Annotated in this window: 27 protein-coding genes; 14 read left to right on the top strand and 13 right to left on the bottom strand. The window is 66.1% G+C overall.

Features of this window, described 5'->3' with window-relative positions:
• Positions 1-76 precede the first annotated feature (76 nt).
• The gene (locus AXW83_RS09025; RefSeq protein ID WP_066620169.1) at positions 77-943 is read left to right on the top strand and encodes a hypothetical protein; all 867 of its coding nucleotides are present in this window, start codon (positions 77-79) and stop codon (positions 941-943) included.
• A gap of 348 nt (positions 944-1,291) precedes the next feature.
• Here AXW83_RS09025 and AXW83_RS09030 read toward each other — a convergent pair whose 3' ends face one another.
• Both AXW83_RS09030 and AXW83_RS09035 read right to left on the bottom strand, forming a co-directional pair.
• Entirely contained in the window at positions 1,292-2,005 is a 714-nt protein-coding gene (locus AXW83_RS09030) for an SGNH/GDSL hydrolase family protein (RefSeq protein ID WP_168166073.1), read from the bottom strand.
• A gap of 53 nt (positions 2,006-2,058) precedes the next feature.
• A complete protein-coding gene (locus AXW83_RS09035) occupies positions 2,059-3,264 on the bottom strand; it encodes an OpgC family protein (protein WP_236841936.1) in 1,206 nt (401 codons plus the stop codon).
• A gap of 39 nt (positions 3,265-3,303) precedes the next feature.
• Between AXW83_RS09035 and AXW83_RS27495 the strand changes: the two genes are divergently transcribed.
• Positions 3,304-3,489: a hypothetical protein gene (locus tag AXW83_RS27495; RefSeq protein WP_168166075.1), complete on the top strand. Its 186-nt coding sequence runs from the start codon at positions 3,304-3,306 to the stop codon at positions 3,487-3,489.
• Here AXW83_RS27495 and AXW83_RS09040 read toward each other — a convergent pair.
• The 4 genes from AXW83_RS09040 to yidD form a co-directional block, all read right to left on the bottom strand.
• Positions 3,483-4,103, bottom strand: a complete 621-nt coding sequence (locus tag AXW83_RS09040; protein ID WP_066612472.1) for a GDYXXLXY domain-containing protein — start codon at positions 4,101-4,103, stop codon at positions 3,483-3,485. The genes AXW83_RS27495 and AXW83_RS09040 overlap by 7 nt on opposite strands.
• Positions 4,103-5,389, bottom strand: a complete 1,287-nt coding sequence (locus tag AXW83_RS09045; protein WP_066612473.1) for a DUF2157 domain-containing protein — start codon at positions 5,387-5,389, stop codon at positions 4,103-4,105. Before AXW83_RS09045 ends, AXW83_RS09040 begins: the two co-directional genes overlap by 1 nt.
• Before the next feature lie 210 nt (positions 5,390-5,599).
• Positions 5,600-7,600 (bottom strand): threonine--tRNA ligase, encoded by a 2,001-nt coding sequence (thrS, locus tag AXW83_RS09050; protein ID WP_236841866.1) that lies wholly within the window; start codon positions 7,598-7,600, stop codon positions 5,600-5,602.
• Positions 7,601-7,650: 50 nt separating this feature from the next.
• A complete protein-coding gene (gene yidD, locus AXW83_RS09055; protein WP_236841937.1) occupies positions 7,651-7,956 on the bottom strand; it encodes a membrane protein insertion efficiency factor YidD in 306 nt (101 codons plus the stop codon).
• Between the two features lie 166 nt (positions 7,957-8,122).
• Between yidD and AXW83_RS09060 the strand changes: the two genes are divergently transcribed.
• The 3 genes from AXW83_RS09060 to AXW83_RS09070 all read left to right on the top strand — a co-directional run bounded on the left by AXW83_RS09060 (position 8,123) and on the right by AXW83_RS09070 (position 9,768).
• Positions 8,123-8,872, top strand: a complete 750-nt coding sequence (locus AXW83_RS09060; protein ID WP_066612475.1) for a phosphatase PAP2 family protein — start codon at positions 8,123-8,125, stop codon at positions 8,870-8,872.
• A gap of 108 nt (positions 8,873-8,980) precedes the next feature.
• Complete coding sequence (locus AXW83_RS09065) at positions 8,981-9,280, top strand: type II toxin-antitoxin system Phd/YefM family antitoxin (protein ID WP_066612476.1); 300 nt, start codon at positions 8,981-8,983, stop codon at positions 9,278-9,280.
• On the top strand, positions 9,277-9,768 hold the full coding sequence (locus AXW83_RS09070) for a type II toxin-antitoxin system VapC family toxin (RefSeq protein WP_066612481.1): 492 nt from the start codon (positions 9,277-9,279) through the stop codon (positions 9,766-9,768). The genes AXW83_RS09065 and AXW83_RS09070 overlap by 4 nt, the downstream gene beginning before the upstream one ends.
• A 21-nt stretch (positions 9,769-9,789) precedes the next feature.
• On the opposite strand, the gene AXW83_RS09075 is transcribed toward AXW83_RS09070, so the two are convergent.
• On the bottom strand, positions 9,790-10,260 hold the full coding sequence (locus tag AXW83_RS09075; RefSeq protein WP_066612483.1) for an iron-sulfur cluster assembly scaffold protein: 471 nt from the start codon (positions 10,258-10,260) through the stop codon (positions 9,790-9,792).
• Between the two features lie 187 nt (positions 10,261-10,447).
• On the opposite strand from AXW83_RS09075, the gene folE reads away from it, so the two are divergent.
• The 3 genes from folE (at position 10,448) to AXW83_RS09090 (ending at position 12,884) form a co-directional block, all read left to right on the top strand.
• Entirely contained in the window at positions 10,448-11,089 is a 642-nt protein-coding gene (gene folE, locus AXW83_RS09080; RefSeq protein WP_066612484.1) for a GTP cyclohydrolase I FolE, read from the top strand.
• Between the two features lie 204 nt (positions 11,090-11,293).
• Positions 11,294-11,698 carry a phosphoribosyl-AMP cyclohydrolase gene (hisI, locus tag AXW83_RS09085; RefSeq protein WP_066612486.1) on the top strand — a complete coding sequence of 135 codons (405 nt, stop codon included), beginning with the start codon at positions 11,294-11,296 and terminating at the stop codon, positions 11,696-11,698.
• Between the two features lie 208 nt (positions 11,699-11,906).
• Complete coding sequence (locus tag AXW83_RS09090) at positions 11,907-12,884, top strand: patatin-like phospholipase family protein (RefSeq protein ID WP_066612488.1); 978 nt, start codon at positions 11,907-11,909, stop codon at positions 12,882-12,884.
• Between the two features lie 169 nt (positions 12,885-13,053).
• Here AXW83_RS09090 and AXW83_RS09095 read toward each other — a convergent pair whose 3' ends face one another.
• Both AXW83_RS09095 and AXW83_RS09100 read right to left on the bottom strand, forming a co-directional pair.
• On the bottom strand, positions 13,054-13,485 hold the full coding sequence (locus AXW83_RS09095; protein WP_066612491.1) for a CBS domain-containing protein: 432 nt from the start codon (positions 13,483-13,485) through the stop codon (positions 13,054-13,056).
• A gap of 176 nt (positions 13,486-13,661) precedes the next feature.
• Entirely contained in the window at positions 13,662-14,483 is an 822-nt protein-coding gene (locus AXW83_RS09100; protein ID WP_066612492.1) for a rhomboid family intramembrane serine protease, read from the bottom strand.
• A 313-nt stretch (positions 14,484-14,796) separates the two neighbouring features.
• Between AXW83_RS09100 and AXW83_RS09105 the strand changes: the two genes are divergently transcribed.
• From AXW83_RS09105 to AXW83_RS09115, 3 genes are all read left to right on the top strand, one after another.
• Positions 14,797-15,369, top strand: a complete 573-nt coding sequence (locus tag AXW83_RS09105) for a PAS domain-containing protein (RefSeq protein WP_066620187.1) — start codon at positions 14,797-14,799, stop codon at positions 15,367-15,369.
• A gap of 125 nt (positions 15,370-15,494) precedes the next feature.
• Complete coding sequence (locus AXW83_RS09110) at positions 15,495-16,043, top strand: PilZ domain-containing protein (RefSeq protein WP_442855230.1); 549 nt, start codon at positions 15,495-15,497, stop codon at positions 16,041-16,043.
• 391 nt (positions 16,044-16,434) lie between these two features.
• Entirely contained in the window at positions 16,435-17,064 is a 630-nt protein-coding gene (locus tag AXW83_RS09115) for a transglutaminase-like cysteine peptidase (protein WP_066612499.1), read from the top strand.
• 147 nt (positions 17,065-17,211) lie between these two features.
• Here AXW83_RS09115 and AXW83_RS09120 read toward each other — a convergent pair whose 3' ends face one another.
• On the bottom strand, positions 17,212-17,742 hold the full coding sequence (locus AXW83_RS09120) for a gamma carbonic anhydrase family protein (protein WP_066612504.1): 531 nt from the start codon (positions 17,740-17,742) through the stop codon (positions 17,212-17,214).
• A gap of 59 nt (positions 17,743-17,801) precedes the next feature.
• Complete coding sequence (locus AXW83_RS09125) at positions 17,802-18,131, bottom strand: DUF6949 family protein (RefSeq protein WP_066612506.1); 330 nt, start codon at positions 18,129-18,131, stop codon at positions 17,802-17,804.
• 172 nt (positions 18,132-18,303) lie between these two features.
• On the opposite strand from AXW83_RS09125, the gene AXW83_RS09130 reads away from it, so the two are divergent.
• Complete coding sequence (locus AXW83_RS09130; RefSeq protein WP_066612508.1) at positions 18,304-19,014, top strand: hypothetical protein; 711 nt, start codon at positions 18,304-18,306, stop codon at positions 19,012-19,014.
• A 158-nt stretch (positions 19,015-19,172) separates the two neighbouring features.
• Here AXW83_RS09130 and AXW83_RS09135 read toward each other — a convergent pair whose 3' ends face one another.
• Positions 19,173-19,385: a DUF3126 family protein gene (locus AXW83_RS09135; protein ID WP_066612510.1), complete on the bottom strand. Its 213-nt coding sequence runs from the start codon at positions 19,383-19,385 to the stop codon at positions 19,173-19,175.
• Between the two features lie 235 nt (positions 19,386-19,620).
• Here AXW83_RS09135 and AXW83_RS09140 point away from each other — a divergent pair, with 235 nt between their 5' ends.
• Entirely contained in the window at positions 19,621-20,979 is a 1,359-nt protein-coding gene (locus AXW83_RS09140; RefSeq protein WP_066612512.1) for a serine hydrolase domain-containing protein, read from the top strand.
• 136 nt (positions 20,980-21,115) lie between these two features.
• Positions 21,116-21,868 carry a bestrophin-like domain gene (locus AXW83_RS09145; RefSeq protein WP_066612514.1) on the top strand — a complete coding sequence of 251 codons (753 nt, stop codon included), beginning with the start codon at positions 21,116-21,118 and terminating at the stop codon, positions 21,866-21,868.
• Positions 21,869-21,889: 21 nt separating this feature from the next.
• Here the strand turns inward: AXW83_RS09145 and glyA are convergent, their stop codons facing one another.
• Positions 21,890-23,212, bottom strand: a complete 1,323-nt coding sequence (gene glyA, locus AXW83_RS09150; protein ID WP_066612518.1) for a serine hydroxymethyltransferase — start codon at positions 23,210-23,212, stop codon at positions 21,890-21,892.
• Positions 23,213-23,333 lie beyond the last annotated feature (121 nt).

Raw genomic sequence — 23,333 nt, forward strand, 5'->3', positions numbered from 1 at the left:
CGATGCAGGGGCGCCAAGGGCCGTGAGCATGTTTCAATTCGACGATTTCGCATCGGCACGGTTCGCACGGGCGGTCATGACCGGCACCCTGATCGCGGCGCTCGCCCTGTCGGTAGCTGCTCCCGTCGGCGCCCAGACCCAGACTCCAGCTCAGACGCCCGGCGTCCCGGTGGCGACGACGCCTGCGGTCGGCACGGCATCGCTGGCGCTCTCAGCCCAATTCTCCGCCGATCGCAAGCCGATCCGCTCCGGTCTCGTCTGGCGCGTCCTGTCCGAGACGGCGGACGGCTCGCCCCCGCGCATTATCGCGCGCTCGAACGATGCGACGCCGGTCTTCTTTCTCGAGCCGGGCACCTATCTGCTGCACGCCGCCTACGGCTTCGCCAGCGGCACCAAGCGCGTCACGCTCGGCCCGCAGGGCCTGCGCGACCAGATCCCGATCAGCGCCGGAGGGTTGTCGCTGGCGGGTTCGATCGGCGACATGCCGATCGCCCCGTCCCTGCTCAATTTCTCGGTCTTCGTGCCGCTGCAGGGCAACTCGGAAGGCCGGCTCGTGGTCGGCAACGCCAAGGCCGGCGAACTCGTGCGCCTGCCCGAGGGGGTCTACCATGTCGTCTCGACCTATGGCGATTCCAACGCGATCCAGCGCGCCGACGTCAAGGTCGAGTCCGGCAAGGTCACCGACGCGACGCTGCATCACCGCGCCGCGCGCGTCACCCTGAAGCTCGTCGCCGCGCCCGGCGGCGAGGCCTTCGCCGGCACCGCCTTCAGCGTGCTGACGCCCGGCGGCGACGTCATCCGCGAAGCGATCGGCGCCTTCCCGCAGGTCATCCTGGCCGAGGGCGACTACGTCATGATCGCCCGGCAGGAAGGCCAGGTCTTCTCGCGCGACTTCAAGGTCGAGACCGGGCTCGACCGCGACATAGAGGTGCTGGCGAAGTAGGACGCTGCGCGGGTACTCTGAGCAGCGCCGCACCCCTGCCCTCATCCTTAGAGTCCGGCCCGAAATAAGCTGAGTAATTTCAACGGGATCCTGTTTGACATTGACGGGCTGTCATTCCGGGCGCAGCGCAGCGGAGACCCGGAATCCATGCCTGACCCTCTCAAGACCAGCGTTCCGGCATGGATTCCGGATCGGCGCCGCTAAAGCGGCTTGTCCGGAATGACAGCGTATTGCCGTCGACGATATAAGGACACACTGAATTTCGGGTCAGGCTCTGGAGAGCGCCACAGGCGTCGCGAAGGTTGGCGCTGAGGGGGCACCGAAGGGGCTTTCCGGGCGCGCAGTCGCTCAGTTCGTCGGCTTGGCGCTTCCGGCCAGGTCCGGCTTGGCGCGGGTCAGCGTACTGACGATCCCGTCCGCGATCCGGATCGCCAGGCAGCGATGGGCCGCATCGACCATGTGGAGCCCGTCCATGCCGACGAGTTCCTCGGACGTGAACTCTTTCGATCTGGCCCAGTTTTTCATCATCGCGTAGCGCGGAAAAACCGAGACGCCGTGTTCATCCGCGACCTTGCCCAGCACGGCGCGGTAGCCGTCATAGCGCGGATAGCGATTTTCGCGCGGCAGCCATTGCAGATCCATCAGCACCATGTCGATGCCGGCGTCGTGCACCTTCCTGATGCCCTTGCGCAGGATCTTGGCGAGCTTGTCCTCGCCGACATCGCGGATCGCATCGTTGACCACGGTCTGCCAGATCACGATCGCGGGCTTTTCCTCGATGACGTCGGCCTCGATGCGCAGCATCATGTCATAGGCCGACTGCCCGCCGATGCCCTTGTTGACGACCTTGACCGTCGTCTCCGGCAGGCGCCGCTTCAGCTCAGACTCGAGGATCGCAGGGTAGCTGTTGTTATTAGTGCCGTCGCCGGAACCGGCCGTGGTCGACGAGCCCAGGGCGACGACAGTCAGCGTGCCGGTCTCCTGCAGCGCCTTTTTGGCAGCCGGCAGGATCGGCTGGAAGGGTTGATGCTGCGCGCCGAAGCGGCAGCGTAGATCGGTCATGCCATTGAGCGTCATCGGCCCAGCCTGGGCCGCACCCGCCAGACCCAGCGATATCAGGACTGCGCCAAAGCTGAAGCGGACGCTGGGGACGACGCTCCAGGCGCGCTGCGATGCCTGACCGATTGGTGCCACGACAGGAAAATCCCCAAGCCTGCGAGCATGATAACGCCAGCTAGGCAAACGAGCAACTGTACCCCCAGCGCGAAGCCGGTCTCGGCCAGGACGATCTGCCCCGTGATCGACAAAACGACCCCGGCGCAGAACACTTCGAGCGAATGGCGGCCGATCACGGCAAGATGACGACCCACGATCGACCTGGCGATGGCAGAGCCTGCCGGAACGAAACGGATCACCAGCCACGCCAGCGCCAGCACATGCAGCACCCGCACCCAGGCGAGGTTCGTCTTGTCGGTGCCGAGCTGGATCGTATCGATCCAGTCGTCGAGCGCGGCGATCCCGAACGGGTTTCCCGACGAGGTCTTCACGATCAGCGAGAACAGCAGGAAGCCGATTGCAGCGGTATCGACCAGCCGCAGGCGCGGCGCGGCGATCCCGAGTTGGCCCGCGCGCCCGATCAGCACGCCGATCGTGAACACCAGTTGCCACGCGAAGGGATTGAAGAACCACCCGCCCGCGCCCGTATTCGGCAGGTTCACGCCGAGATGGACAGCGCCCTGCCAGAGCGCGATCGAGGCGATAAGCGTCAGCGCCGGGCTCAGCCGCGCCCCGAGATAGATCAGCGGGAACGAGGCCAGCAGCACGATGTAGAGCGGCAGGATATCGAGGTAATAGGGCTGGTAGACCAGCGCCAGCGCATCGACCAGCGCCGATAGGGTATCGTTGAAGAAGGGCTGGATGTTGATCGCCTCGATGTAGAGCGGATTCTGCGTCTGCGTCACCGCCGTCGCGACGACGCCGCAGACGATCAGGAAGACCGCGATATGGGCGATGTAGAGCGTCCACAGCCTTGCGCCGAGCTTCAGAATGCCGTGCCTGAACCCGCGTCGCTCGATCAGCGTGCCATAGGCGAGCGTGGCGGAGATTCCGGCAAGCAGCACGAAGGCATCGGCGGCGTCGGAAAAGCCGAAATTATGCGGCATCCATTGAGCCAGCACGTTGCCCGGCATGTGGTTGATGAAGATCACCAGCAGGGCAAGGCCGCGGATAACGTCGATCCGCGCATCGCGCGCAGGCTTGGCGTTCGCGCCGCCGTCACCGGGTCCGGCGCCGAAAGCAAGGAAGCGTGCAAATGACGACATCTGCGACACGGTCAGCTCCCTTTCCTTGACGACGGCGCCTTGATCACGACGGCGATGCGGGGGCTCGCCGCCGGCATGCCAGATGAACGCTCGCTGCTGCGTCCGTTCATCTGGCATTCATATAGCGGATTGGGCTTCGCCGTCAGCCCACCGGCCGATCACGACTGCGTGCGCCGTGTGAGGCGGCTGAGCCAGGGCAAGCCGGAAAGGCGTTCTGCTCAGTAAGGCGGCTCGGCATGGACCAGCTTGCCGTCGATCAGCAGGCGCTTGATGGCGGCCTCGCCGGATGCGGCAACGGCAGCCACGACCTCGATCCGGCTGCGATCCGTCATCTCGATCGCGAGTCCGGTCCCTTCCGGCACGAAGTAACTCTCGATCCCATAGGCGATGCGAAGACCGGTGCTGCCGCGCGTGCAATCGGCCTTGTCCCTGTTGTCGCGCAGACAGGTCCCCGGTACGCGAACATGGCCCGCCATCACGACTTCGGAAGAGGACGCGGCCGGTCGCTCCCGCGACACACCCACCACCTGCGCGAACCCCTCGGCATTGGGGGCGAGGCGGACATGAACCGGCTCGCCGCGCTGGAACGGACGGTCGCTCGCCGAGGCTGCGGCATCGACCACGCTGATATCGTAGCTCAAGACGACATAGTCGCCCCTGAACAGGTCGCGCGGGTCGATCGGCGCCGTCTTCAGCCTGACCTCGGTGCCCGAGCGCAGGATACTGGCGCGGCTCTCGACCAGAGCGCCGATGGCGCCGCACAGAACGAGCATGGCAAGCAGCGCACGCCAGAGCACGGGTAAGCGCAGGGTCACGGTATCGAGCGAGAGGACGCGCATCAGGCCGCCTCCGCCGGGGCTCTGGAGAACCGTGCCACCAGCCGCCGCGCCCCGCTTGCCAGAGCCAGCAGCGCCGCGCCGGCAGCGAGGAAGAACAGCGATTGATCGAGCAGCGTTCCGATCGTCTGCCAGAGCAGGATCAGGATGGCGATGCCGAACAGGCCGGAGCCCGCCAGCGTCAGCCGCCTGATGCCGCCGGCAGCGCCTGCCACTACGAGCCCGACCGCGATCAGCAGGATCAGGCTTGCGACCGCGACCTTGCCGGGTAGCCGCACCACGCCGCCGCTCCAGAACACCACGGGAATGACGAGGGCCAGCAGCGCCGCCGCCGCCAGCGGCCAGGCAAAGCGCCTGTCACGCGCGAGAGCGGCCACCGCCGCGACGGCCGGCACGGCGAAGCCATAGCCGAGATAGGTCGCAAGCGTCGCGCTCCCGGCCAGCGACTCGCGGTCGTCGAGAATGCGGATGAGCTCGATATCGACCCCGATCAGCAGCCCCAGCAGGCCCCAGGGCAAAAAGGCCGTGAGCAGCGCGGGCAAGCCGCGATCCAGTGCCAGCGCCCCGATAGCGACGAACACGACCGAGACGGCGATGCCATAGGCGACGATGCCGTAGTCGAAGCGGCCATTGATCCAGTCGCCCGGCACGAGCCCGAGCCAGCAGGCGAGCGCCAGAACCGCGACATGGTGGACGAAGCGGCCGCGCCGGCCGAGCGCCAGCCAGAAGGCGGGGACGAACAGCAGGAAGAAAGGCAGATGCGGCGCGCCTTTCTGCTCCAGCCAGCGCCCGACGCTCCAGCTCGTCAGTGCCACGAAGGCGATGATCAGCGCTCCGTCCGATCGCAACAGGATCGCCGTCGCCAGGGCTCCCAGCGCGATCAGCAGCGCCCCGCCCGGCCAATCGGTCGGCAGATGATACATCTGTCCGACCAGCGCGACGCCGGCCGCGAAGATCAGCGTGCCGCAGGTCGCAGCCGCATCCGAGCCCATCCCGGAGCCTTTCGCCTCCAGCCGCGCGGCGATGGCGAGCGCGACGATGATGCTGACCAGGATCATGCCGAGCTTCATCAGCCGCGGCATCTCCTCCCAGTTCGCCGCCACGAAGGCGGCGACGCTGGAGGCGATCAGCAGGCCGCCGAACATGCCAAGCAGGGCCGGCAGCCGGAAACCGCCCCCCTTGCCGAGCGAACGGCGGATGGCGGCCGCGCTGTCGGAACTGACGAGCCCCTCCCCGACCCAGCGGGTGAGATCGGCTTCGAGCCGCTTGCGGTAGGATCCTGTCAGCATTGTGGGCAATCTGGCATGAGTGAATGGGACTTGGCGAGAGCGATCGGAACGCCGTCATTCCGGGGCTTCGCGCCAGCGAAGAGCCCCGAACCCATACGCACCGGTCTTTCCTGTCGAGGCACAACCGTTTGGCGCTCATCTACGCCCGACCTGAGCGTATGGGTTCCGGGCTCGGCCCTGCGGGCCGCCCCGGAATGACGGCGGGGTTTCCTACGCCGCCGCCCGCTCCGCCTTCAGCCGCTTCAGATCCGGCGGCATCGCCTCGTCGGTCAGCGCCTCCAGCATGGCGTCGAGCGACATCACCGTCTGCGCCTGACTGCCGAGCCGCCGCACGGTGACGGTCCGCTCCTCCGCCTCGCGCTTGCCGACGGCCAGGATGACCGGAACCTTGGCCAGCGAATGCTCGCGGACCTTGTAGCTGATCTTCTCGTTGCGAAGATCGGCGCGCGCCCTGAGGCCCGCATTCATGCAGGCGATCGTGACCTGCTCCGCATAGGCATCGGCCTCCGACGTGATCGGGCAGACCAAAATCTGCTCGGGCGCCAGCCAGAGCGGGAAATGCCCGGCGAAATTCTCGATCAGGATGCCGGTGAAGCGCTCCAGCGAGCCGCAGATCGCGCGGTGGACCATGCTCGGCGTCTTCTTCTCGCCGTCCGAGCCGATATAGAAGGCCCCGAAGCGCTCCGGCAGGTTGAAATCGACCTGCGTCGTGCCGCATTGCCAGTCGCGGCCGATGGCGTCGCGCAGGACATACTCGAACTTCGGCCCGTAGAAGGCGCCCTCGCCCGGATTGATCTCGGTCTTGATCCGGTTGCCCGACTGCGTGGCGATCTCGATCAGGACGCGGTTCATCACGTCCTCTGCATGGTCCCACATCGCATCGGTGCCGACGCGCTTGTCTGGCCGTGTCGAGAGCTTGATGACGAGGTCCTCGGTGAATCCGAAATCGGCATAGACCGACAGGATCAGCTCGTTGATCTTCAGGCACTCGGCCGCGAGATGCTCTTCCGCGCAGAAGATGTGCGCATCGTCCTGCGTGAAGCCGCGCACCCGCATCAGCCCATGCAGCGCGCCCGACGGCTCGTAGCGGTGCACCGCGCCGAATTCCGCAAGCCGGATCGGCAGATCGCGATAGCTCTTCAGCCCGTGCTTGAATATCTGCACATGCCCGGGGCAGTTCATCGGCTTCAGCGCGAAGACCTTCTGGTCTTTCGTCGCATCGTTGGGATTCTCGAAGGCGCTCGCAGATTTCACCGCAAACATGTTGTCCTGGTACCAGCCCCAGTGTCCCGAGGTCTCCCAGAGCGACTTGTCGAGGATCTGCGGCGCGTTGACCTCCTCGTAATCGGCGGCCAGCCGGCGCCGCATATAGGTCAGGATCTCCTGGAACAGCCGCCAGCCCTTGGAGTGCCAGAACACGACGCCCGGGCCCTCCTCCTGAAAGTGGAACAGGTTCATTTCGCGGCCGAGCTTGCGATGGTCGCGCTTCTCGGCCTCCTCGATCTGCGTCAGATGCGCGTCGAGCTGCTCCTGCTTGGCGAAGGCGGTGCCGTAGATGCGTGTCAGCATGGCGTTGTCGCTGTTGCCGCGCCAATAGGCGCCGGCGACCTTCATCAGCTTGAAGGCGGTGCCGACCTTGCCGACCGATGTCATATGCGGCCCACGGCACAAATCGATCCAGTCGCCCTGCGCATACATCTTCAGCGTCTGGTCTTCGGGAATCGCATCGACCAGCTCGACCTTGTAGGCCTCGCCCTTGGCGGCGAAGAATTCCTTGGCCTTGTCGCGGCTCCACTCTTCCTTGGTGAAGGGGGCATCCTTGGCGATGATCTCGCGCATCTTCGCCTCGATCGGCGCGAAATCGTCGGGCGAGAAGGGCTCGTTGCGCGCGAAATCGTAGAAGAAGCCGCCCTCGATCACCGGACCGATCGTCACCTGCGTGCCGGGATAGAGCGCCTGCACCGCCTCCGCGAGAACATGGGCGCAGTCGTGCCGGATCAGTTCGAGCGAGCGCGGATCGTCGCGCGTCAGGAACTCGATCTTCGAATCCCGGTCGATCGGGTCGCCGAGATCGACGACGACGCCGTCGAGGGCCATCGCCACGGTGCGCTTCAGCAGGGATGGGGAAATGCCGCCGGCAATCGCCTTGCCGGTGATGCCGGAGGGAAATTCGCGCTGCGCTCCATCGGGAAATGTCAGGGAGATCGTCATCGTCATAATCCTGCTCACTCGGGGATACGAACCCCGTAAGACAAGGCCGGCTACGGATGCGGGATACGGCTTCCGTCGCCCGCAGCCGGTTGCGCGTCGGAATCGAAGGCCGGGCTGTCCCGATCGGGCGGCGCGTTCACGCCATGCCAGCGGCCATAGGACCACGGCCTATACCACGCGGCTTGCGCGGGCAATTCTTCGCAGACCAGATCGATCCCGCTGGTGCCGAGCGGATTGCAGCGGCAGATTCGCGCAAAACCCATCCATCCGCCGCGCCACAGGCCGAAGCGCTGGATCGCTTCATCGGTATAGGAGGAGCATGTCGGCCAGTGTCGGCACTGCCGGCCGACCAGCATCGACAGGCTGAGCTGGTAGCCGCGGATCGCCCAATGCGCCGCTCGTCTTGGTATTCTGGAAAGGCTCGTTGGCGTTTTGGAAAGTCCTGGTGCGTTAGCAAAAAGACGTGACAAGGCGTGATTCGATGCCATGTCATCGCGCTCATCATCCGATTCGGGATTTGTCATGCCGTTCCGCGTTCCGCGCCTTTCCCCCATCCGCCGCATGGCGGCCGGTTTGTCTATAGCCGGCGCGCTGCTCGTCGGGACTCCGGTGGTGGCGCAGCAGCGCACCAATCTGCTCTGGCTGGAGCCCGGCAAGGTCGACATCGTCAACATCATCGGCCTGCCGCCCGTGCAGAACTCGCCCGAAGCCAAGGCCGAGTTCGACACGGTTTTCCAGATGTCCTCGACGCGCACGCCAGAGCGCGAAAAGGCTGCCATCGCCGACCAGTACCAGACCTTGACGCGCTTCCTCGACGGCATCGACCACGCTTATGTCGATGCGACGCATCGCGAGATGCGCCTGCTCTTCCGCGAGGCGCAGGTCGAGAGCAGCATCATCCTGCTCGGCGTGCGCCGGCTGACCAACCGCACCCGCCCCTTCTCGATGTGGGCCAAGGTCAGGATCAAGCCCTGCCCCGGCGGACGGCCCGAGGGCACCTCGTTCCCCTCGGCCCATGCCGCGACGGCGGCGCTCTATGCCACGCTGCTTTCAGACGCCGTGCCCGAACTCGCCGCGAAATTCGAGGCTCGGGTGAAGGACTACGACGAGAGCCGCCTCGTCTGCGGCTTCCATTTTCCCTCGGATCTGGTGGCAGGCGACAAGGCCGGCCGCGCCATCGCAAAGGCTCTGCTGACTGAGCGCGCCTTCCGCTCCCGTTTCGACGAGACGAGGCCCGAGATGCGGAAGGCTTTTGGGCTGGCCGCGCGATAACGGAACGAAGCGCTGGGCAGATACCCGCGCGTCTCGACATCGCGCAGTCGGCCCGGAACTGCTATACTGACGGAAACACGCCTCCGGTTACGGGTCATCGTGCCGCACATGAAGCCTGATCAAAGCCTGATCGATCGCTGGCCTCTGGCAGATGCCAGGACGAAGTTCGACGACCTCATGCGCCGCGCGCTGGAGACCGGCCCTCAGCGCGTGACGGTCCATGGTCGCGACACCGTCATCGTGCTGGATGTCGGCGATTACGAACGGCTGGTCGCCTCGCCTCCTGCTCGGCAGCCCGAGCCCGACGGTGCCAGCTTGATCGCCACCATGGCGGCAGCGCCCTTTCTCGGCGACATCGATCTCGAACGAGACGGCGAACGCAGCCCCATGCGTGACGTCGCCTTGTGAAGGGCTTCCTGCTCGACACCAACATCCTGTCCGACCTGCGCAAGCCGCGTCCGCATCCCGGCGTTCTGACGTTTGTCGGCGGGTTGCCCGGCCGGGTGCTTCACGTCAGCGCGGTAACCTTCGCCGAAATCCGCTACGGCATTGAGCGGCTTGGCGACGCAGAGCGATGCGCCGGCCTGTTCCGCTGGCTCGATGAAGAGTTGAGGCCACAATTCGGCGGACGCGTCGTTGACGTTTCGGAGGATGTCCTGGTGCTTTGGCGAAGGCTCATCGAGCACGGCCGAAAGCGTGGACACACGTTTTCCCAGCCCGATGTTCTCATCGCCGCGAGTGCCGAGGCAAACGACCTGATCGTCGTCAGCCGGGACATCAGCGAGTTCGTCGAAGCAGGCGTGCCGGTTCTGAACCCTTGGGACAACAGCTATGTCGATCGGTCTGGAACGATGCGGCCGGTCGCACGGCCCGACACCATGGCGTTGCTCGATTGAGGGCCCCTGATAGTCGTGCCCTCAAGCTCGATCGGACGAGACTGCCTGCGACGGCTCCACAACTCTACTACGCTCGATCTGCCCGACCGCATCGACCACCGCGTCGAAGGTCAGCATCGTCGAGGCATGGCGGGCCTTGTAGTCGCGGACCGGCACGAGCACGGCGAGATCGCTCCATTTGCCCTCGGGCGGCTCGGCATTCTCCTTCAGGATGGCGCGCGCCTGCTCACGGACGGTCCGAAGTTCGTCGGCCGTCGCACCGATGACGTGGCGCGCCATGATCGAGGACGAGGCCTGTCCGAGCGCGCAGGCCTTCACATCATGCCCAAAGCCGGTCACGACGTCTCCCTCCATGCTGACATCGACTGTCACCGTCGAGCCGCAGAGTTTCGAATGAGCCTTGGCGGTCGCATCGGGCGCGTCGAGGCGTTCGAGCAGGGGGATATTCGCCGCAAGTTCGAGGATGCGCTTGTTGTAGACGTCGCTCAGCATGGCGGAATCCTGGGCCGGGGTCTGGAGTGACCGGCGCGTCCACGCAATATAGGGTGGATCGATCGCTGGCGGGAGATGTGCGCGCATAGCTGCCGCGTGCATCGGGAACATCGTCGCACCTTCCCAGCGGACTGGTCCGGCACTAGGTCGGCAGTGTAGGACACGTCATCGTAACGGGAGGCACCACATGAGCCCTGTGGTTAAGTCCTTGTCCGTCGAGCGGGCGCTCAGCCCCTCTGCAGACAAGTTTCTGATCAAGCAGCCGACGCAGGCCGAGGCCGAGGAAGCCGTGCGCACGCTCATCCTCTGGGCCGGCGACGATCCCTCCCGCGAAGGCCTGACCGACACGCCGCGCCGGGTCGCGAAGGCCTACAAGGAATTCTACAAGGGCTATCACGAGAACCCCGACGACATTCTCGACCGCGTCTTCGAGGAGGTCGAGGGCTATCAGGACATGGTCCTGGTCCGCGACATTCCCTTCTATTCGCACTGCGAGCACCACATGGTGCCGTTCGTCGGCAAGGCCCATATCGGCTACTATCCGTCGAAGGGCGTCGTCGGCCTGTCGAAGCTCGCCCGCATCGTCGATGTCTATGCCCGCCGCCTGCAGACCCAGGAGGCGATGACGGCGCAGATCGCCCAGGTCATCGACAGGGTGCTGAAGCCCCGCGGTGTCGCCGTGCTGGTCGAGGCGGAGCATATGTGCATGTCGATGCGCGGCGTGCACAAAAGCGGTTCCGCGACCATGACCACGCAATATACCGGCCTGTTTCGCGACCCGGCCGAACAGGTCCGTTTCTTCACGATGGTCAAGTCGCCGGGGCTTTAGCGCGGTTTGGCCTAATGCAAACACCGCCGTCATTCCGGACAAGCGGCGAAAGCCGCGCAGATCCGGGATCCATCGTAAAGCATCGCCGTGCCCTGCGATGGATCCCGCCACTCCGCTTCGCTCCGGCCAGGATGACGACGTGTTTCCGATCGAAATGATCAGGCGCTATAGGCTGCCGAAGCGAAATCCCATTCCGGAGTCTCCATGGCGCCCTTTCCCACCGCCCCCGACAAGACCGCGCTCGAGGAGGGCACCGTCCTAACCCCCCGCTTCGACGCAGCCGGCCTCGTCACCTGCGTGGCGACCGACGCCGCGACCGGAGAGGTGCTGATGGTCGCCCACATGAACGCCGAAAGCCTGCAGCGCAGCATCGAGACCGGCGAGGCCTGGTACTGGTCGCGTTCGCGCTCCGAACTCTGGCACAAGGGCGCGACCTCTGGGCAGATCCAGACGATCGTCGAGATGCGGGTCGATTGCGATCAGGATGCGGTCTGGCTCAAGGTGAAGGTCGCCGGCGATGGCGGCTGCTGCCACACCCGTCGCCGCTCCTGTTTCTACCGCGTCAAGCCGCTGCGCGACGAGGCCGGGCAGGAGCTTGCCTTTGCCTGATTGCCGAACGGTCATGCTTTCGCGCGGCTTTCATCGTTGCGTCAAAAGCCTTCGATAGCGCGTCAATACCGTCGCGCAGCGTCCGCTGACGGACGACGCCTCGCGGGAGCTCTTAAGCCTCCTGCAACGCGGCCGGTTCATGATGCAGCCGCGTCGCAGGGGCGGCGCCAGATCGGCGCGGGTTTGACGGCGGAACGACGGAGCCTCGATGAACGACATGAGCACCCGGGAGCCGTTGCGACATGATCGCCGGCCCAAGATCGGACTGGCGCTTGGCGGCGGGGCGGCTCGCGGCTGGGCCCATATCGGCGTGCTCGAAGTCTTGCTCGAAGCAGGCTTTGCCCCCGACGTCATCGCCGGAACTTCGATCGGCGCCGTGGTCGGCGGCTGCTACTGTGCCGGCAAGCTGCCGCAACTCGCCGAATTCGCCGGCTCGCTGACCAAGCGCCGCGTCGTCGGGCTGATGGATTTCCATATCGGCGGCGCCGGACTGATCGCCGGCGGACGGCTGAAGCGTCTGCTCCAGCGCGACCTCGCCGATCTCCGGATCGAATCGCTCGACCAGCGTTTCGTCGCGATCTCCACCGAACTCGGCACCGGCCACGAGATCTGGCTGACCCATGGCCTGCTGGTCGACGCCCTGAGCGCCTCCTATGCGCTGCCGGGCGTGTTCGACCCGGTCAAGCTCGGCGGGCGCTGGCTGATGGACGGCGCGCTGGTCAACCCGGTCCCGGTCACGGCGGCGCGCGCGCTCGGCGCCGACGTCGTCATCTGCGTCAACCTCAATGGTGAACTCGCCGGCCGCGGCACCATCATCCAGAACCATCCGGCAGAACGCGAACCCGAGCTTGTGCCCGAACTCGACGTGCGCCCGACATCGCGCTGGCTGGGCGGCATCACCGGCGCGGCTCGCCGGGTCCGCGGCCTCGTCGGCCGGCAGGGCAACGAAAGGCCCGGCCTTGCCGGCGTCATGATCGACGCCTTCAACATTACCCAGGACCGGATTTCGCGCTCGCGGCTCGCCGGCGACCCGCCTGATGTGATGATCGGCCCGAAACTCGCCCGCATCGGTCTGTTCGATTTTCACCGGGCCGAGGAGGCGATGGAGATCGGCCGTAATGCGACGCGGCGCTCGCTCGATGAGATCGAGGCGGCGATTTCCGGAAGCACGATCGCGACGGGCTGAGCTAAGCCAGGAGCCATGCCCGTGTTCAGAGGCGGTCTCGAAACGCGCTGCGACGAGTCGGCTGGCGTGGCTTTCGAGAACCGGAGCGGAGCGGACTTCTCTCCGTGAGCACCGGAAGCGCAGAATGCCGCGTCAGACGGCCGTCGCAGTAGCGTTTCGGGATCGGCTCTCAGGCCATTGCGATGTAATCGCGCATCGCCCGGCTCTCGGCCTCGATCGCGGCGACGCGATACTTGACGACGTCGCCGATCGAGACGATCCCGGCGACGCGGCCGTCCTCGACCACCGGCACGTGGCGGAACCGGCCCGAGGTCATGATTTCCATCAGTTCGTCGATGCTCGTCTGCGCCCGGCAGGTCACCACCTTGGCCGTCATGGTGCGCGAGACCGGGCTTTCCAACGCTGCGGCGCCCATCTCGCCCAATGCCCGGATGATGTCGCGCTCCGACAGGATGCCGACCAAAGCGCCGTCGGCGCCCGTTACCACCACCGCGCCGATACGCCGCTCGCTTAGGGTGCGCACGACCTCGCCCAGCGTGCGATGCGGCTGCACCGATACGACCTCATGGCCCTTGTCTCCGAGAAGCTGCGCGACATTCATGGCCTCATCCTCCTGTGGCGGCGCCGTTGTCCGGCACGCAAGTTCGGCTGAACTCCGGCGCGGAACAAACGGATGAGATCGCCCGAAAGGCCGTGCCGAGTCCTCTGCTCGAACGGGAGTGTGCGGGAAGAGCGTGGCGCAGGCAAGGCTTGCCCTCACGGCGCGGCCAGGTGGCGTCAGCGGCGGACGGCACCTTTGTCGAGGAGCGGGAACAGCAGCAGCCCGACGAGGAAGCCGCCGATATGCGCCTCCCAGGCGATGCTGGTCTCCTCGCCCAGAATGGGCACCAGCCCGGCACCGAACAGGATGTTGGTGACGAACCAGATCACGATGAACAGCAGCGCCCGCGAATTGCGCCAGAGCTGACCCAGCCGCTCCGCCGGGATCGCCTTGACCACGGTGTCGTCGCCGAGTTCGCCGAAGCGAAGGCCCGGTGCGAAGACGAAGCGGATCGCGGCAGCCGTAGCTCCCGACACGGCCGCCGATGCGCCCACCAGCGGCAGAACGTCGAGATCGCGCGACCACCAGTGCAGAAGCGCCCCGCCGATCGTGGCCAATCCCATCAGGTTGAGAAAGCGGGCGGGCCCCAGCCGGCGTGCGACCGGGCTGCCGAAGGCGGCGAGCCACACCACGTTGGAGACCAGATGCAGCCACGAACCATGCAGCAGCCCATAGGTCAGCAGCGTCCACAGCCGCGGCCCGCTATCGGCCAGCATCAGCCGCACCAGTTGCAGGCGGTCGGCGAGATCCTGCACAGGCAATGACTGCGCCAGCCCGTTCAGCATCTCCTGGGCGCGCTCGGGATCGAGCCACAGGCTCATGCGCGCCGGAACGAAGGCCAGCCAGGCCATCAGCAGATAGTCGTCATAGGCCGACAACAGCATACGGCCTCCCTGGATCAGCGCCAGCAGCGCGATCAGCCAGGTGACGACGGCGGGAAGGTTCACGATCGGCTCGCGGCCCGATGGCGCGGAGGGATCGGCAGGATTCTCAGACATGGCCGACAACCTTGCCGAAGCCGCAGCCGGAGGCAAGCCGGACTGCCGCTATGGGCGCCCGGCAACGCGTGGCGCGTCTGGCGACGATCCTGAAATTTTGACTTAAATTTTAAGCGGTTATCCACAATCGTAAGGTATCGTTAACCTTAACTGGACCCTGCCTGTGCCGCCCGCCGAGGTCGCGTGGCAAGACGGCATGCTCTCTGCGTCGGCCCGTCGAGGATGGCGAAAAGCGCTCTCCGTCGAACGGAAATGCGCCAAGGCGGCACAGTTCCCGTGCCGAAAGCGAACGCAGGCAGACATGGACGCCGGAATGAAGAACACGAGCACCCGTCTGGTATACGAGTACTGGAACGCGCTGCGCGGCGAGCGCGCGGCGCCCGAACGCGGCGAGATCGAGCCCGGCGCCTTGCGCCATGCGCTCGCCGACACGTTCGTGCTCGAAAATGAACAGATCGGACCGGTGTTCCGCCTTGCCGGCACGCGTCTTTGCGCCCTGATGGGCCATGAATTGCGCGGCCGGCCCTTCGCCGGGCTGTGGCAGGAGGTCGAGGCCCAGGGCGACATGCGCCGCCTCGTCCAGACCGTCATGGACGAGACCGCCGGCGCCGTTGCCGGCCTCTCCGCCGAAACCCGTGACGGCGCGCCGGTCTATCTCGAACTGCTGCTCCTGCCGCTGCGCTATCGCGGCCGCACCCATGCCCGCGTGCTGGGAGCGCTCTCTCCTGCGATCACCCCGGAATGGCTCGGGCTCGACACGCTCGATTCGATGCGGATGATATCCCTGCGGATGCTCTGGCCTACTACGGCCCCGACCCGTGCACCGCAGCCGGTGCCCCGCTCCGCCCCGCCGAAATTCATGGTATTGCCGGGCGGTAGAAGCTGAAATCTAATCTTGCGTTAACCAGCGCAAGGTTAAGATCGGCTTGCAATCAGGCTGATCCCATGTTGAGCGCGCTGCAAACGCCCCCCACGGCCATTCGTCCTGTCGAGCGCAGGCGGCATCATCGCATGAAGGTCGTCCTGCTCGGACGCTACATGCTGCCCAACCGCATGGAATATCCCTGCCAGTCGCTCGACATCTCGCCCGGCGGGCTGCATATCGCCGCCCCGGCCAAAGCCGCGCCGGGCGACCGCGTCATCGTCTATCTCGAACATCTCGGCCGCATCGAGGGCACCGCCGTCCGCACGACGATGGAAGGCTTCGCGATGACCATCACCGCGACGAGCCGCAAGCGTGAGAAGTTCACCGCCCAGCTGACCTGGCTCGCCAATCGCGAAGAACTCGGCCTGCCCGAGGATCGCCGCCACGAGCGTATCGTGCCGCGCAATCCCCGCGCAATCCTGTCGATGGACGACGGCAGCGAACATGTCGTGCGCCTGATCGACATATCGCTCTCGGGCGTCGCCTTTTCGAGCGATGTCGACTTCCAGATCGGCACTCCGGTCCGCGTCGGCTCGACGACGGCCAGGGTGGTGCGCCGCTTCGACGGCGGCTTCGCCGCCGAGTTCCGCTTCCCGCTCTCGGCCGACATCCTCGACGAGAACCTGGAACTCTGAGCACCGGCCGGCGCTGAGCGCTTGGCCCTCAAGTCGCGATAGCCCCCAACAGCCCTCATCCTGACGAGCGCTCCGCAGGAGCGCGTCTCGAAGGATGCTCCAGGAGGCTCCCGAACCATCTGGAGCATCCTTCGAGACGCCGCGTTCCGCGGCTCCTCAGGATGAGGGCTGTGGGGAGGAGCGCCGTTGCTGACGCCGGCACCTGCCCCCTCTTGGTTAAGCACCCGTAAATCCAGAGCACGCATTTGTTAAGACCGCATTCGCCCGCGGTTGAGCCTAAGATCTCGACCTAGCCGATATCGCGCAATTGCATAAAATTGCTTGTATTCGTTTCAAGTGAAATCCATCCGCGCCTCGCATCGTCGCCCCCAGGGACAGGAAAGGGGACGAGATGCTTTTCGACTATCGCAATATCATGGGCCCGTTGCTGGCCGTGGCACTGGCCGCCATGGCATCCGCTGCACAGGCCCAGCAATCGGCGGGCATCCCCGTCGCCAGCCTGCCGATCGCGGCATCCGGCGATGCGCGAGCGCCCTACGCCTGGAGCGACTACTGCAAGCGCAGCCCGAGCGAATGCCGCGTCGATACCCAGGAAACCGACAGCGTCGAGATGACGCCCAGGCTCTGGAAGACGCTGCTGGCGCTCAACACCAGGATCAACCGCGAGATCGAAGCCGTCACCGATCAGGATCACTGGGGCGTCGTCGACCGCTGGGATCTGCCCGAGGATGGCAAGGGCGACTGCGAGGATTTCGCTTTGCTCAAGCGCAAGCGTCTGGTCGAGGCCGGCGTGTCGCGGCGCGCCCTGCTGATGACCGTGGTGATCGACGAGGACAATGCCGGCCACGCCGTGCTGATGGTCCGCACCGATCGCGGCGACTTCATCCTCGACAACAAGCGCAACGCGATCCTGCCCTGGAACCAGACCGGATACGTCTACGTCAAGCGCGAGTCGCAGACACGCACCGGCTGGACCTCGCTCGGCGGCCTGGCGACATCGACCGTCGCCTCGGTGCGCTGACACGAGAACAACCCGCAGCCCTCGCCGGGCTGCGGCAAGAGACGGCGATCCTCGGTCACGTTCCCACCCCACCCGTCCCCAGGCCGGGTTCGCCACAGGGCCGGCTTCTCTCCCCGGGAAGCCGGCCCGCTTCTTTTTGCAGATGAATCAGTCGAGCCGCTTCATCTCGGCGGCGAAGAGTTTCCAGCGGTCGACATAGCCCTGCGCGCTGCCGGCGATCCCGGCAACGCCCTTGTCGTCGATCGTCCGCACCGCCCGGGCCGGCGAGCCGACGATCAGCGAATTATCTGGAAATTCCTTGCCCTCGGTGACGAGCGCATTGGCGCCGACTAGGCAGTTGCGCCCGATCTTCGCACCATTCAAGACCGTGGCCCCCATGCCGACGAGGCTGTTGTCGCCGATCGTGCAGCCATGCAGGATCGCGCGATGGCCGATCGTGCAACCGATGCCGACGCTGAGCGGATGGCCCATATCGGTGTGCAGCACGCAGCCCTCCTGGATATTGCTGCGTTCGCCGATCTCGATCCATTCGTTGTCGCCGCGCAAGACCGCACCGAACCAGATCCCGACGCCAGCGGCGATCCGGACCTTGCCGATGAGATGGGCGTCGGGAGCGAGCCACCATGCGCCGTCGGGCGGGGTTTCGGGCGCGACGCCCTGGAGCGAATAGAGCGGCATGGGGCAAATATCCTTCTGCGGGAGCCGCGGTCAGGATTGCAGGCGCGCGGCCCGCCCCGTCAAGCGCCGGCGAGCATGTGGAAAAGATCGAGCACGACCCGGCCCGACGCCATGCTCCACAGGCCCGCGATCATGCTCGCCAGCATGACGAAGACGAACGGACGCCCCTCGATGCGGCGGCCGCGCACGGTGTTGCGCAAAATCAGGAAGGGCGCGCTGAACACCACCACAGGCACGCTCGCGACGGCGCCGAGCCCGCCGCCCTGCAGCAGCCGGAAATCGGCCCGCTTCGAGCTGAACATCTCGAAGGTGCTCGCCAGCAGGCCGGCGAAGGCGAAGCCTATCGCCAGCGATTTCAGCGCCTCGGCGGCGGCAGGGTCGATCGTCACGACGCGAACTCCAGGCGACAATGTTCCCGACCCTGCCGCATGGTTTACGAATTGTGAAGGAAACTCGTTAGCGATGGTTAACCCTCTCGGGTCGGTCGCGATACGACATGGTTTACGAGCCGTTAAGGGCCGTCTGCTTCACTGGAGCGGTCCAGAAGCCGAGGCCAAGGCCGTGACCGCATCGCTCTCGCACGCCCAGCATTCCGCCAATCTGGCGACGATGATCCGTACCCGGCTGAAGCGGCCGCCGCCGCCCTTGCCGCGCGCCGATGCGGCGCTGCTGAAGACCGCAGCAGCGATCCTCTTCGCCGGCGCGGTGGCAACGGGCGCAGCCCTTTTCGCCAGCCGGCCCGACGACGACGAAGCGACGCAGGTTCAACCCGCCAGGATCGCCGACACGGTCCTGATGGTTCCGCGCAACCTCACCGGCTCGGAGCAGGACGACAGCAGCCGGCTGGTCGGCATGGTGCGGCTGCGACTGGCCTGGCCGAATTTCGGCCCGGCGCAGGGCCATTCACGCAACACCTTGCTGGTCACGCTCAGCCCGCCCGACAAGGTCAACGAACCGGCGACGCAGCTTTCGGTCTATGCCCGCTTTCTGACCCCGACCGTCTGGTCGAACCCCGGCGGCCTCGTCGTGCGCGGCTTCCGCAAGGGCTCGCCCTATGAGGGCGACGAACTCTACGTCTCGGTGCCCGACGGGCGCGGTTTCGCGGCGCGCTGCCCTCTCGATAGCGGCACGGCGGCACTGGACGAACTCTGCCGCGTCACCTTCAAGCATCGCGGCGTCGACGTGAACATCCGCTTTCCGCGCACGATCATCGCCGACTGGGAGTTGATGCTGGGCGGCGTCCGCCGGACCGTCGACGGCATGATCCGCTGAGCTCATTCCGGTCGTAGCGGGCTCGGAGGTGCGCTCCGGTGAGTCGGCTCGCATGGCCTTCGAGAACCGGAGCGGAGCGGACTTTTCGTCCGTGAGCACCGGAAGCGCAGAAGGCCGGGTCAGACGGCCTCCGGAGTAGCGCCTTCCGAGCCTGCGGCTCAGTCTTCGAGATCGACGTCCAAGATCGCCATGGTGAAATTGAACGAGCGGTCGCCGTCCTCGTCATCGACATGGATGATGCCGATGAACTCGTCGGCGAGATAGACCTCTGCCGAATCGTTCTTCTTCATGCGGGCGCGCACGCTGATGCCATGGTTGGCGAAGGTGCGGCGCAGATAGCCTTCGAGCTTGGCGAGTTCGGTCTTGTCCACGGGTGCGGTCCTTTCAGATTGGCCGGACGGATGCCATGGCGGGACCGGGAGGGCAAGCCGGAAGGCTCATCTCCAGGGCGATAGCCGCTTCGTCATTGCGAGCGAAGCGAAGCAATCCAGAGGATTGCGCAAGACCTCTGGATTGCTTCGCTGCGCTCGCAATGACGGCTTTTACAGCTGGCGTCGCGGCGATATGCGATAGTGCGACCACCTGCTTGCGCCCGACGGAGACCCCATGACGCCCTGGCTGCCTGCCGCCCTCGCCTATGTCTCCGACTGGCTCGAATTCCAGCGCCGCCACCACGACCAGCCAGGCTGCGCCATCGCGATCGCGGAAGGCCCGGAGATTGTGCTGGAGGCCGCCTTCGGCACCGCCGACCTCGCGACGGGCGAGAGGCTGACGCCGCGCCACGGCTTCCGCATCGCGTCGCATTCGAAGACCTTCACCTCCGCCGGCATCCTGCGGCTCGTCGAGGCGGGCGCCTTGCGGCTCGACGATACGGTCGGGAGCTTCGTACCCGGTCTGCATCCCGACGCGGCTGCCGTCACCATCGCGCAGGTGCTGTCGCACAGCGCAGGCCTCGTCCGCGACGGCACGGACGCCGGATACTTCATCGACCGCAGGCCCAATCCGGACCGGGCGCAGATCGTAGCGGAGTTGGCGAAGCCCCCGATCCTGCCCGCCTCTCAGCGCTTCAAATATTCCAACTACGGCTATGGCCTGCTCGGCCTCGTCATCGAGGCGGCGACGGGGCGGAGCTATGCCGACTGGATCGCCGACGAGGTCGTCGCCAAGGTCGGTCTCGCCGAGACGAAGCCCGACATCACGCTCTGGTCGGGCCCGATGGCCAGCGGCCACAGCCCGAAGCTACCGCTCGATCGCCGCGTCGTCCTCCCCGGCGACAATCCCTGCGATGCGATGATCTCGGCCGCCGGCTTCGTCGCCACAGCTGCCGACACCGCGCGTTTTTTTGCGCAGCTCTCGCCGAAGGCTCAGAACAGCATCCTGTCGCCGCTGAGCCGCCGCGAGATGACCCGCCGCCTCTGGGCCGACGAGGACAGCGCGCTCGGCCGCCATTACGGGCTCGGCACCATCTCCGGCGGCGAAGGCGACTGGTCCTGGTTCGGCCATTCCGGCGGCTTCCAGGGCTTCCTCACCCGCACCGCCGTCCTGCCGAAGCAGGATCTAACGGTCTCGGTCCTGACAAATGCCATAGACGGCCTCGCCCATCCCTGGCTCGACGGCGTCCTCCACATCCTGAAGCGCTTTTCCCAGGACGGAGCGCCTTCGACAGCGACGCGTGACTGGAGCGGCCGCTGGTGGACGATCTGGCGCGCCAACGACCTCGTCCCCTTCGCCGACAAGGTGACGATCGCGAACCCGGCGCAGTTCGACCCGTTCTTCGAGTCGAGCGAGATCGCGATCGAAGGGCCCGACCAGGGCCGGATCGTCAGGGCATCGGGATTCAGCAGCCCCGGCGAGCCGGCGCGGCTGGCGCGCGGCGCCGGAGGAACGATCGAGTCCGTCTGGCTCGGCGGAGCCAACCTCGTGACGGAAGAGGCCCTGCGGTCGGAGATGACGGCGCGCTACTGACGAACGACGACGACGCTTCGCCAGGCGGGGCACCTCGACCGTAAATTTCCGCTCGGCAAGCGACCTGACGCTACGCTATCCTTTTGGCCGCATCCACGAAACGGCCTTGCGGGGCACGAAATCACGGGCATCGGCCATGAGCCCTTTCGCAATCGGCGGCATCGCATTCCTGTGCGTGTTCGGCACGGCGCTGGCCGGCATGTTCCTTCGATCGCGGTTGCCGGACCACCATTTGAGTCCGGAATCCCGGGACGCGATCAAACTCGCCACCGCCGTCGTCGGAACGCTGTCGGCGCTTGCGCTCGGCCTGCTGATCGCCTCCGCCAAAAGGTCCTTCGACGAAGCCGGGGTCGAGACGCGAGCCGCCGCGGCGCGCGTGCTGCTGCTCGACCGTGTCCTGGCGCATTACGGACCGGAAGCGAGCGAGGCGCGGGCGCCGCTTCGCCGGATCGTCGAGACACGGTTGAACCGGGGGAGCGAGGATGGCCGCAACGCGGGCTCGCCGGACCAAATTCTCGATGTCGAGCCGATCCAGGACCTGCTGCGCGGCCTGACGCCAAGGACCGACGCCCAGCGCTGGCTTCAGTCACGGGCGCTCCAGCTCACCGGACAGATGGCGGAGGCGCGCTGGCAGAGCGCGGAAACCGAGGTCGGCGGCTTTCCAGGCGCCTTCCTCGCCTTCCTGATCCTGTGGCTGGCACTGCTTTTCGGATCGTTCGGCCTTCTCGCGCCGGGCAACGCCACGGTCGTCGCCGTCTTTCTCGTCTGTGCGCTGTCGATCACCGGTGCGCTGGTCCTGATCATCGACATGGACCACCCCTATCTCGGCTTCATCCAGGTTTCGGACAGGCCCTTCCGGATGGCTCTCGAGCGCCTCGGTCAGCCTTGAGAGCACCGACCGAAAACATCATCACCGCATGTAATGCAGCCCTCTGAACCGCCCGCGGAAGGCCGTCACATCCTTGGCCACGGCCTCTGCCGGCCGCGAGCCGTTCAGCCCCTCGGCGATATAGCCCGCCAGTTCCGGCATGTCGGAAGGCGTCATGCCGAAGCGCACGATCTCGGGCGTTCCCAGCCTGAGCCCGTTGACGTCGCCCGCCACGGCCGGCAGTGGCAGCCCGATGCCGCAGCTTAGGATGTTGGCGGCGCGCAGCTTTTTCGCCGCCGCCTGCCCGCCGCCATAGGGATGGGCCTCGATCGCGAACTGATGAGAGGTGGTGATGCCCCTGTCGCGCGCGAAGACCGGAACCTGACGCTCGACCAGCGCCTCGCCCAGCGCCGTGGCGGTCGCCGCCATCATCTGCCCATAGGCGCGGCCATGCTCCTTCCAGTCGAGCAGCGTGATCGCCAGCGAGGCCGATTTCGCCGCATCGAAATTGGCGGTGAGGCCGGGATAGGCGACCGCGTCGAGCCGTTCGGCTATGCCTGCGTCGTTGGTGACGATCAGGCCCGAGGGCGGGCCGCCGAGGCTCTTATAGGTGCTCATCGTCATCAGATGGGCGCCCTCCTCCAGCGGCTGCTGCCAGGCATGGCCCGCGATCATCCCCGACATATGCGCCGCATCGAACAGCACCAGCGCGCCGATCTCGTCGGCAATAGTGCGGATTTCGCGGATCGGATGGGCGAACAGGTTGAGGCTGCCGCCGATCGAGATCAGTTTCGGCCGCAGCCGCAGCGCATCCTCGCGCAACCGCTTGAGATCGACGGTGTAGTTGACCGGATCGACCGGCGCGGGATGCGTAACGATGCCGTAGAGCCCAGCCGCGCCCGCGCCGTGATGCGTGACATGCCCGCCGATCTCGCCCGGCGGCGCGATGATGCAGTCGCCGGGCCTGGCCGCGACCATAAAGGCGTAGAGATTGGCGATGGCGCCCGACGGCACCCGGATCTCGGCATATTTGGCACCGAACACTTCCGCCGCGAGTTCCGCCGCGATGACCTCGATCTGCTCGATCGCCTCCAGCCCCATCTCGTATTTGTTGCCGGGATAGCCGAGCGAGGGCCGCGCGCCGAGACCAGCCGCAAGCACGGCCTCGGCCTTCGGGTTCATGACATTGGTGGCGGGATTGAGATTGATGCAGTCGCGCTCGTGGATCTGGCGGTTCTCCGCCGTCAGCGCCGCGATCCGCGCCTCGATCGCATCGAGCGGCTGGCCCGCCATCTGTTCGGCGATGCGCAGGATGTAGTCTTCGCTCGCCTGCGGCACCCATTCGCGCCTGCCCAAAGCCGTCATGATCCAACCCTCGTCGCAGATCCTGCGTGATGACGGCGATATGAGCGATTTGCGAGCCGCGGCGCAAACGAGTATTCGTCGCTTGCAGGCTGAGATAATCTCAGCCTTTCAGGAGAGTTTG

The sequence above is a fragment of the Bosea sp. PAMC 26642 genome, assembly GCF_001562255.1.
GTDB lineage: Bacteria > Pseudomonadota > Alphaproteobacteria > Rhizobiales > Beijerinckiaceae > Allobosea.